This is a genomic window from Paenibacillus soyae, from assembly GCF_024623455.1.
In the GTDB taxonomy this organism is placed as follows: domain Bacteria; phylum Bacillota; class Bacilli; order Paenibacillales; family Paenibacillaceae; genus Pristimantibacillus; species Pristimantibacillus soyae.
This window is the reverse complement of the sequence record NZ_JANIPJ010000057.1, coordinates 1-1,194: the sequence shown is the minus strand read 5'-3', so window position 1 is coordinate 1,194 and position 1,194 is coordinate 1. Positions and strand designations below refer to the sequence as shown.

The following is a 1,194-nucleotide window of genomic DNA, read 5'->3' as shown; positions in this document are numbered from 1 at the left end:
GGTTAAGCTAGTAAGAGCGCACGGAGGATGCCTAGGCACCAGGAGCCGAAGAAGGACGTGGCGAACAACGATACCGCCTCGGGGAGCCGTAAGCAGGCTTTGATCCGGGGATTTCCGAATGGGGAAACCCAGCTGGGGTAATGCCCAGTTACTCTCAACTGAATACATAGGTTGGGTAGAGGCATACCGGGGGAACTGAAACATCTAAGTACCCCGAGGAAGAGAAAACAAAAGTGATTCCGTCAGTAGCGGCGAGCGAACGCGGATTAGCCCAAACCAAGAGGCTTGCCTCTTGGGGTTGTAGGACGTCTCACATGGAGTTACAAAGGTGTTGGTTAGGCGAAGAGGTCTGGAAAGGCCCGCTAGAAGAGGTAAAAGCCCTGTAACCAAAAGCCAGCACCCTCCGAGACGGATCCTGAGTACGGCGGGACACGTGAAACCCCGTCGGAATCCGGCAGGACCATCTGCCAAGGCTAAATACTCCCTGGTGACCGATAGTGAAGCAGTACCGTGAGGGAAAGGTGAAAAGCACCGCGGGAGCGGAGTGAAAAAGAACCTGAAACCGTGCGCTTACAAGAAGTCAGAGCCCTCTATATGGGTGATGGCGTGCCTTTTGTAGAATGAACCGGCGAGTTACGATCACGTGCAAGGTTAAGTTGAAGAGACGGAGCCGCAGCGAAAGCGAGTCTGAATAGGGCGCCATAGTACGTGGTCGTAGACCCGAAACCGTGTGATCTACCCCTGTCCAGGGTGAAGGTGCGGTAACACGCACTGGAGGCCCGAACCCACGAATGTTGAAAAATTCGGGGATGAGGTGGGGGTAGCGGAGAAATTCCAATCGAACTCGGAGATAGCTGGTTCTCCCCGAAATAGCTTTAGGGCTAGCCTCGGTTATGAGTGTCGTGGAGGTAGAGCACTGATTGGGTGCGGGGCCCGCCAAGGGTTACCAAGTCTAGTCAAACTCCGAATGCCATCGACATGCTTACCGGGAGTCAGACAGTGAGTGCTAAGATCCATTGTCAAGAGGGAAACAGCCCAGATCATCAGCTAAGGTCCCCAAGTGTGTGTTAAGTGGGAAAGGATGTGGAGTTGCAAAGACAACCAGGATGTTGGCTTAGAAGCAGCCACCATTTAAAGAGTGCGTAATAGCTCACTGGTCGAGTGACTCTGCGCCGAAAATGTAACGGGGCTAAA

Annotated in this window: 1 rRNA gene; it reads left to right on the top strand. The window is 53.5% G+C overall.

The features are described from left to right. Nucleotides 1–1,194, top strand: a 23S ribosomal RNA gene (locus tag NQZ67_RS29915); the annotation flags it as partial.